Annotated in this window: 8 protein-coding genes; 1 reads left to right on the top strand and 7 read right to left on the bottom strand. The window is 49.8% G+C overall.

Going from position 1 to position 8,843, the window contains the following annotated elements; all coding sequences use genetic code 11:
* A partial coding sequence (locus GX135_02315; protein NLN84923.1) for a hypothetical protein occupies positions 1-240 on the top strand: 240 nt, incomplete at its 5' end.
* 118 nt (positions 241-358) lie between these two features.
* Here the strand turns inward: GX135_02315 and GX135_02310 are convergent.
* From GX135_02310 to GX135_02280, 7 genes are all read right to left on the bottom strand, one after another.
* A complete protein-coding gene (locus tag GX135_02310) occupies positions 359-2,458 on the bottom strand; it encodes a S9 family peptidase (GenBank protein NLN84922.1) in 2,100 nt (699 codons plus the stop codon).
* A 3-nt stretch (positions 2,459-2,461) separates the two neighbouring features.
* Positions 2,462-3,247 carry an MBL fold metallo-hydrolase gene (locus tag GX135_02305; GenBank protein ID NLN84921.1) on the bottom strand — a complete coding sequence of 262 codons (786 nt, stop codon included), beginning with the start codon at positions 3,245-3,247 and terminating at the stop codon, positions 2,462-2,464.
* 3 nt (positions 3,248-3,250) lie between these two features.
* Positions 3,251-4,201, bottom strand: a complete 951-nt coding sequence (locus GX135_02300; GenBank protein ID NLN84920.1) for an HD domain-containing protein — start codon at positions 4,199-4,201, stop codon at positions 3,251-3,253.
* Between the two features lie 7 nt (positions 4,202-4,208).
* Positions 4,209-6,110 carry a T9SS type A sorting domain-containing protein gene (locus GX135_02295; GenBank protein ID NLN84919.1) on the bottom strand — a complete coding sequence of 634 codons (1,902 nt, stop codon included), beginning with the start codon at positions 6,108-6,110 and terminating at the stop codon, positions 4,209-4,211.
* Complete coding sequence (locus tag GX135_02290) at positions 6,107-7,006, bottom strand: bifunctional riboflavin kinase/FAD synthetase (protein ID NLN84918.1); 900 nt, start codon at positions 7,004-7,006, stop codon at positions 6,107-6,109. Before GX135_02290 ends, GX135_02295 begins: the two co-directional genes overlap by 4 nt.
* Before the next feature lie 4 nt (positions 7,007-7,010).
* Positions 7,011-7,871: a tRNA pseudouridine(55) synthase TruB gene (truB, locus tag GX135_02285; GenBank protein ID NLN84917.1), complete on the bottom strand. Its 861-nt coding sequence runs from the start codon at positions 7,869-7,871 to the stop codon at positions 7,011-7,013.
* Positions 7,864-8,843, bottom strand: a 980-nt coding sequence (locus GX135_02280) for a DHH family phosphoesterase (GenBank protein ID NLN84916.1), incomplete at its 5' end; no start/stop codon positions are given. The genes GX135_02280 and truB, both read right to left, overlap by 8 nt.

Here is an 8,843-nt window from a genome sequence, read left to right as displayed (position 1 = left end):
TGGTATGGTTATTATTATGATGGTGGATGGGACACATATACTGTGACCAAATACCGGGATACTGTTGTTTTAACTGACCTGGAACAATTTCGTCTTATCGACACCAAAGCCTCTTTCGAGAAGAACTTGGAAGAGAAAAAAGTGAATGATATTAATCCTTATTTATACGATTTTGATGACGACATAGATGAATATTATTGGGATGATGAGTATTACGATTATGAAGACTGTGGCTGTTGATATTGCCCTTGGCTCGGGCTGGATTGCATAATCGTAGCCAAGCTTGGCTTTACGCGCTTGGAGATTGAACAGTTTAAGATAGTTGAATGGCCGGATGGATGTCCGGCCTTTTTTGATTCTATTCCTGAGACATGGTGCGGATCATATAAGCCATTATTTTTGAATAGCTTTTCAGCCGCCGATAATAGTCCTCCGAGCCTGAATGACCTTCATCCCAGCCCATCAGATAGATCACCGGGTTTTCGCCAAGATTGTTGTCGCGCAGCTTTTGCACCCATTTCAGGGATTCCCAGTAACCCACCCGGATATCGTTCCAGGCTGTTGTAACCAGCACAGAGGGATAGATTTGCGGGCTCACGTTGTCGTATGGAGAGTAGGACAGCATATAGGAAAAATGTTCCGGGTTGGAGGGGTCACCCCATTCTTCATATTCCTGCAGGGTGAGCGGCAGTTCGGGATCCAGCATGGTGTTTATCAAATCCACAAAAGGCACATCCGCGATGGCGAGGCGCATTTTGTGGGGCGCGTGGTTCAAAACCGCGCCGATTAAAAGTCCGCCGGCACTGCCACCTTCAATGATGAGCTTGGAAGGCTCCGTCATCTTGGTTTGAATCAGATAGTCGATACATGCTTCGAAATCTGAAAATGTGTTCTTTTTGGAAAGCAGGCGCCCCTGATCATACCAATCGCGACCAAATTCGCCTCCTCCGCGGATGTGGGCTGTGGCGCAGATGAAGCCTCGGTCCAAAAGGGGAAACAGAAGATTGGAAAAGTAGGGATCCTCGCAGGAACCGTAGGCACCATAGCCTTGAAGCCAGACGGGATGGGTGTTTTGGGGATCGAGGTCTTTCTTTTTCAGCAGACGCAGCGGGATTTGGGTTCCATCCTCCGCCGCGACCCAATGCAATTCGCTTTGGTAGTCGCCAAGGTTCCTTTGTTTTGCGGCATCGCTTTGATACACAATTTGTTCCGTACCGTTTTTCAGATCGTGGCTGATGATGGTGTAGGGCTGGAGTTCGTGTTCCAGACTGTAAAATATTTGAGGTGAGGAGCTGTCATAATTGTACCAAAAATCAATGTCGGCGGGAATGTCTGAAGATATGGTTCGGATGTGGCCGCCACCATTGATGTCATAAAGCTCGATGCTTTTAAAACCAGCGTTGCGGCTGGTTATCGCAATCACGGAATCCATCAAAAGCATGGAATCCATGGGTCTTCCGCTTTCACCGGGGACGATTTCCTCCCAGTTTTCTGGTTCGGGCGCGTTGGCTTGGAAGCGGTAGATACCGTGATCCGGATTGAATTTATCTGTCATCACATAGAAGGCTCCGCCATGGTGGTCAGGCCAGGCCTGGCAATCGCCCCAAGTGCTTGAAATATATAGCAGTTCGGGATTCCCTGCCCCCGCGTCCAAACACCAAACCCGGTTATCTTTTGCGGAACTGGAATTCAAAAAAAACAGCTCACGGTCTGTGGATGTCCAAATCCCCACATTGCGGGCGGGGTCTTCCTCTTTATAAATGCTTTGGATAACGCCGCTTTCCAAATTGTAAATCCAAGCTTCGTCACATTGGAAGCGGGCGTTGTTTGTAGTGAGAAGCAGTCTTTTTCCATCCCGAAACCAAAGGGCTTGGTTCAACTGGCTGATTCCGCTGTCCACAGTTTTTGCCCGGGACAGGTCGCGCAACATCAATTTGTAGTTTTCATCGCCATCATAGTCCACGCTGTAGGCAAGCTTTTCGCCATCTGGACTCACGCGCAAAAGCCCCAGAGAAAAGAACTTTTTGCCTCTGGCAAGTTTTTGCTCGTCCAAAAGCAGCTCTTCCTTGGCGCCAGGTTCGTCTTTGACGCGATAGTGGCTGTCGTAGGGTTTGCCCTTGAAAGACTTTGAAAAATAATAATATCCGTCTTTTAGATATGGGTGGCTGATTCTTTGGCGCGGTTCAAAGCGGATGAATTCGCGGTAGAGTTCGCGCGCCAGCTTGGTTGAGCCTTGCATCTGGGTTTTGGCATATTTTTCCTCGGCTTTCAGAACTTTGAAAAGTTCCGGGGCTTCCCGATTTGCCAGCCAAGCCCAGTCATCTGTCAGAATTTGGCCATGCGCCTCGGTTTGGACCTGCTGTCTTGGCGCCAGAGGTTCCGCTTTCGCGGCGAGAGAAAAAAACTGCCCCAAAATCAGGAGCAGAAAGATAAAGAAAAGGTTGCGTGATTTGTTCATAGCTCAAACACTCAGTAGTGGCGTGTGTTCATGTTGGCCCGCAACGAGAAGGAGAGCTTCGCTGCGGATTGAATCCAGATAGTCTCGCATGGTTTTAAAAGCGAGCTGGGGGTTGTTGTTTTCTTCGCTGAGATGCGCCAAAACAATGTTTTTCAAGCCTTGGTGCATCACCTGACTCACCACGCCCACAGCCTCTTCGTTTGAGAGGTGGCCGTTATTGCTTCTGATTCTTTGTTTTAGCGGCCATTCATAGCGCCCTTCCATCAGCATGGTCACGTCGTGGTTGCTTTCCAAAATCAGGGTGCTGCAATATTTAAGCCTGTTCACCGCCAAGTGGGATGGAAAACCCAGATCAGTTGCCACACCCAGCTTGCGTTCTTCATCATCATGGCGCCTGAAAGTGAAGTTGCAACTGTCCGCGGCGTCGTGAGATGAAGAAAATGGATGGACAATCAGGTCTCGAACCTGAAAGCTTTCTCCGGTTTCAAAAAACCTGATGCCGCCGGGGATTTTTCCGATGCGGTGATCGCAGTGTTCCAGCGTGTCTTCATTGATATATAAAGGAATTCCAAGCTTTCGGGCGAGAGGTCCCACAGCGCGGGTGTGATCGGAATGCTCGTGGCTGACAATCAGGCCATGAATCTCACCAGGAGCCACTCTCAGTTTTTCCAAGGCAGCCAAAATCGCGCGGGCGGAGGAGCCGGCATCCAAAATCAGAGCTGTTTCGGCGGTGCGCACCAATACGGCGTTGCCCTTGGAACCACTCATCAGAACCGAGGTTTGAAACATCTTTTAGATTCTGGTCAGGTGGTAATAACGGTTGTTGAGTTTGTCGAATTCAGACCAAACCGCGCCCTGGGGAGCGGCTTCCAAAAGCTGTGCCACACCGACGCTTTGCGCATCCAGATTGTCGCAAAGATGCAAAACAAGCGCCTCCAAAGTTTGGGGCAGGCGCACCGAGGCTTTTTCATATTCGCCGTGATGGGCCAAAATCATGTGTCTGAGATTAAGCAACACTTCATCAGGAAAACCGGCAATCAGCCTCGATTGCTCACAAACATATTGGTCGCTGAGGCTTAGATGGCCAACCAGGCGCCCGATTTCGGTGAATTCGATTGCCGGACGTCCGCTGTATTCAAAAACCTTGCCCATATCGTGTAAAAGCGCGCCGGTGATGAGCAAATCACGGTTCACAGGATAAAGCGCGGAAACAAAATCGCAGATGCGCGCCACGGAGACGGTGTGTTCGATGAGGCCGTGCATATAGTTGTGGTGCCAGCTTTTGGCGGCGGGCGCTTCCAGAAATTGGTTGAAAAAATCCTTGTCTTCAAAGATGTTTTTCAAGAGCTTGTTCAGCCAGGGGTTTTCCACCTTGTCCACAAATGAGAAAAACTGTTCCGCCAAGGCTTCAGGGCTTATTTTGCTGCGCGTAACGAACTGCTCCAATTCATATTCAGAATGGTCCGCGAAACGGATTTGGGAAACATTGAGTTGGATCTGTTCTTTATAACGATTCACCAAACCCTTGACCTTGACCACGTCTCCCTGGGAAAAACCTTCCGCCACTTTTTTGGCTTCTTTCCAAACGTAAGCGGTGAGCGCACCGCTGCGATCCTGCAATTTCAGACGCAAAAAAGGCCCATTTTTGCCATCGCGAACTTCCATTTCCGCAACAAGATAGAAGCCGATGACCTCTTTGCCAATCAGTTCCTGAAAATCTGAGATATCAATATGTTCAGTCATTTTAAACTCACTTAATAATGGTAATTTTTCGTTCCAGCCAGAAGTTGCCACCTTTTGGGTCGGGCAATTCAGCGCGCAAAAGATAGATGCCCGAAGCGGGAAAATCCATGGCTTTAAGGCTTATTTCATCCACCTGTCCGGCTATTTCAAAAATCAATTGACCACGAAGGTTGAAAATCCTCACTTTTCCCAGTTTTTGTGCGCCATCCAGGCCAATACGCAGCGAAGCCTGGCCACGCAAAGGGTTTGGACTGACCTGGAGCCGGGGCAATGGCAAAAGCTCATCTTGAACCGAGACCACTTCGGTGAAATCCGCGAATGAGGAATAGAGGATTTGGCCTCCGCCCTTCAACTGCAGCCAATAATAGAGGCGATAATCTTGAGCCAGGTCTGCCAAACTGAGGTTGCTCAGCGAGATATTGAAATTCACATCAAGCTGCTCTCCCTGTCCCAGAGGCCCTTCCAAAGCAGCTCCGTGCCTGATCCAGCGTTCAATCACCCAGCGTTCGGCTCCGTCGAAATTATGCTTTTTGAAAAGCCCCACGCAGAGGCGAGTGTCTCCAATCAGGTTATATTCCGACGCGGTGGCATAAAGCAAAGTGTTTTCATTTCTGAAAGTGAGCGCCACCGAGACCATATCATTTTGCGGGACATGGGTGAAATCGCAGCGGGAGGAAGAGATTAAGCTTTTTGAGTTTTGCAGGTCTTGGCAATGTTGTTGATAGGAATCCGCATAATCTGTCGAGAAGCCATTTATTCGCAGGTTTCCATTTAAAGCTGTGCGGGGCAATGAATTGAAGCCATACCAATTGAAACGGATCTGGGCGGCGATATTGCTGAGGGAATCCGTGAGAATGGGAAAATAGTTCAGGCGGTGAATGTTGGGAAATTCATGCTGGTCTTGCGAAACCGTAATCTGCATCGAAGCATCCGTGCGCATGAAACTTTCGGTTAAAAACAGGGGATATTCTTCCTGAAAGCTGAAGCGGTTGAGCCGAATTTCGTTGTTTGTGGTATATGTTTCACCAACGCTCACACTGCTGAGGGCGGCTTTCAATCGCAACTGCGCAGGCTGATCCGGCAGGTCGATTCCAGCATCCTCATAGCCTGGACTTTGGGAATCGAAAACAAAGCGCGAACGCGGAGAAATCGGCTCCGGGATATTTATAATAAAAGACGGGGCAAACTGCGGAGATGGAGACCTTCCCGTAATCTCCATTTTGGCGTCATGCACAGTGAGATCGGAATGGTTGTAAATCGTGAAAGTGGGATAAACCCTTTGCCTGGGTTGCAGCTCACCTTCCAGCTCAAATTCCTCCAATTCAAGATCAGGAGTGGAAAGCACAAAATCCCCCCCCAAACCGAAAAGAAGTTCCGCATTAAAACCTGCCGTGCCAAAGCTTTGGAAAAACGGATTGCTGAAACTGGTGTTCCAAAAATAGCTGTGGCTGCCTCCGCCCATCGAAGCTGAAACAAAACGATTGGAAAAGTTTGTGGCATAGTTCACCAACAGCCAAAGCGTGTCTGCCACCACGGAATTGGAAAAAGGAATTTCCACGCTGTTGGAACTCACCAAGGCGGCGGCTGAAGCGAGGCTTACACCAGGGCTGCCATGGGATTCCGAAAACAGTGCAACCCGCACTGAATCACCGGTTTGTGGCAGCCAGAGCAAGGCTTTGGTGACCTCAAACTGGCTGGCATAAGTTTGTGGATAAACTTCCGAAAAATTGAAGCGCACCGCCCAGGTGTCAGAACCAAAAAGATTTAGATCGTCGCTGCCGGTGTGGTAGGCAAAGCTGTATTCCCTGCCCTGATCGGGACAGACCTGCATCCCAGAACCGGGAACAAAATCCAGGGCCATGGCACTGACGGCAAAAAGCGCCAAAACAACTGCCAGAAAAACCCTCACAGCTCCACCTGCTGAGCAAATTTCCGAACCTGCGAAAGGTCTTCCCGCATGGCATCGAGCAAGGCTTCTTTGGAGTTGAACATCTTTTCCTCCCTGAGAAATGAAAGCAGTTCCACCCGAAGTGGCTGACCATAAATTTGCTGATCAAAATCCAGGATATGGGTTTCCACTTCGGTTTGACCTGTGTGTTTCACTGTGGGACTGATGCCGATATTTGTCAACCCAAAAAAACTCTTTCCATCCAGCCAAGCGCGGCTGTGATAAACACCAGAGCGCGGCAGAAGCTGCAAAGGCTCCTCCAAACGCAGGTTAGCGGTCGGGAAACCCAGTCCGCTTCCAATCCCGGCTCCGTGTTCCACCTCTCCGAATAAGGTGTAGGGCGCACCCAAAAGCCTGTTGGCTTCGGTCAAATTGCCTGCGGCAAGTGTTTTACGAATCAAACTGCTGCTCACAACCCGATCCCCATCAAACAGCGGCTCGACCACGCGAAGTTCAAATCCATAGAGGCTTTGACGGCTTTCCATGAAAGCCAGATCGCCACTGCGGCCGCTGCCAAAACGGGAATCATGACCCATCACAATCACAGCGGGAGAAAAGGGTTTAACCATGTCTTCACGCAGGAAATCCTCAGCGGAGGTTTTCGCCATTTCCTCGTCAAAATGCAAAATAGGGATCTCATCCACGCCAAGCTCGTGCAGCAAGCGTATTTTCTGCTTGATTGGCAAAAGCGTGGTGTATTTTTGTCCGCTGATTACTCCGGCAGGATGATTGTCGAAAGTCATAACCACACTGCGCAGTCCCAGCTTTTTGGCTGTGACAACCACTTCGTTTATAAACTTGCGGTGCCCCAGATGCAAACCGTCGAAATTTCCAATGCTTAAAACACTTTGTTTCATATCTTTATAGGTTTATCGTTGGGAAAAGCATTCCCGCTTTGCGCTCGGCCATGCCCAAAGCCTTGCCGGTTTGGTCCAGAAGTAAAATCCGTTGGCAATCCTGACCGGGATTGGGAGTTTTTTTGCCCTGCTTGAGGGCTGAAAGCTCGGCTTCACCCGGTTCCAAAATTTCAAAATCCTCAAACAGTTTGCGAGGGGGATAAAAGTTTGCCGCCAGCTTTTCTGCTTCAAAATGTTCAGGATGGTGAGCATCATCAACCGAAACTTTTCCAATGCTCAATCTGCGCAGAGAGGTGGTGTATCCAACTGTTCCCAATGAAGTTGCGATATATTCGCTCAAACTGCGGATGTAGGTGCCTTTGCTGGCCCGGCACCTGTAAACCAGCTCTGGCGCTTGGTAGGATAACAGTTCAAAATCCAAAATCTGCGCGGGGCGGGCTGGCAATTCCAAATGCAGGCCTTTGCGCGCATAATCGTATGCGGGACGACCCTTTATTTTGATGGCTGAAAACAGCGGAGGAGGCAATTCCCGAATGGAAAGCAGCTTTTCCCGCAAAAACACGGCATCCACTTCGCTTGGAATCTCCCCGCTTTCGCGAATCACTTCACCTTCTGGGTCACCGCTGGCGGTCTGAATCCCAAGACGCAATACCGCTTCGTAGCTTTTGTCCGCGTTTTCCAAAAAACGGCAAAGCCGCGTGACCGGACCCAAAGCACAGATGAGCAGTCCGGTGGCGAAGGGATCCAAGGTTCCAGTGTGCCCTATTCTTTTGATGCCAGAGAGTTTGCGCAGCCAACGTACAGCGTCGAAAGAGCTCCATCCGGCAGGTTTATCAATCAACAAAAAGCCGCTTTTTTCAGGCATGATCCGGATGTTCGTTCATCGCTTGGGTCAATTTATTCAAAAGACCGGCTTTGATGCTCTCCAAATTTCCCTGTACCGTGGCTCCGGAAGCGCTTTTATGTCCGCCTCCGCCATAAGACGCTGCCACAGCATTCACATCCACCCAGGGCGAACGCAGGCTGAGCTTGTATTCGCCGGGACTGTCTTCCCTGAAATAAGCAACAATATCAATATCCCGCACACCCTGCACCCAGCGGGTGATATTCATGATAGATTCCGCGTCCAGGTCGTTTCGCTGCTGCATCTGCAGGGTGGAATGCATAAAAAGAATACGTCCGCCGTGGTGCAATTCGATTGTGGAAAGCACTTCGCCCACAAAGCGCATTTCCAGAGCGGCGTGGTTCATGTAAAACTGTTTATATATCCGCGCGGGGGAAATACCGAGATCCGTCAGTTCCGCGCTCAGGCGAAAAACTTTGGCGTTCGTGTTGTTGTTGATAAAATTGTTCGTATCGTTGATGATGGATACATAGATGCAGGTTGCCACAGCTTTTCTGGCTTCCGCAGGCAGGGCTTGGATTTCCTCTTTCAAGGCATCGAACAGGATTGCCCCAGCCGAAACGGCGCTGGTATCCACAAAACTGAAATCGGTGTCGATGACCCCATTTTCAGGCACATGGTGATCCACAAGAATCACTTTGCGAGAGTTTTTCACAGCCTCCGCGCGGGAATTTATCCGGCTGTAGCTGTTGCAATCCAGGATGATAAGTAAGTCGTATGCTTGAGAACCATCAAAAACTTGCAGCTTGACGTTCTGCATAAACATGCTGAAACGCTCTAGGCTGGAATCCGGGTCCACCAAGATCTCGCTCTGCATGCCCCGTTCCAGCAAAAACCGCTGCAAGGCGACACTGGCACAAAATCCGTCTCCGTCAGGCTCAACGTGGGACATGATGCCAACGCTGATGCCTGGTTCCAAGCTTTCCAACAATA

Source organism: Candidatus Cloacimonadota bacterium, from assembly GCA_012522635.1.
Classification (GTDB): domain Bacteria; phylum Cloacimonadota; class Cloacimonadia; order Cloacimonadales; family Cloacimonadaceae; genus Syntrophosphaera.
This window is presented reverse-complemented; position numbering and strand designations above follow the sequence as displayed.

What these genes read in the sequence shown, in the direction of transcription:
- truB (NLN84917.1), bottom strand. Translation starts at nt 7,871, where the DNA reads ATGCCTGAAAAAAGCGGCTTTTTGTTGATTGATAAACCTGCCGGATGG.
- GX135_02290 (NLN84918.1), bottom strand. Translation starts at nt 7,006, where the DNA reads ATGAAACAAAGTGTTTTAAGCATTGGAAATTTCGACGGTTTGCATCTG.
- GX135_02300 (NLN84920.1), bottom strand. Translation starts at nt 4,201, where the DNA reads ATGACTGAACATATTGATATCTCAGATTTTCAGGAACTGATTGGCAAA.
- GX135_02305 (NLN84921.1), bottom strand. Translation starts at nt 3,247, where the DNA reads ATGTTTCAAACCTCGGTTCTGATGAGTGGTTCCAAGGGCAACGCCGTA.
- GX135_02310 (NLN84922.1), bottom strand. Translation starts at nt 2,458, where the DNA reads ATGAACAAATCACGCAACCTTTTCTTTATCTTTCTGCTCCTGATTTTG.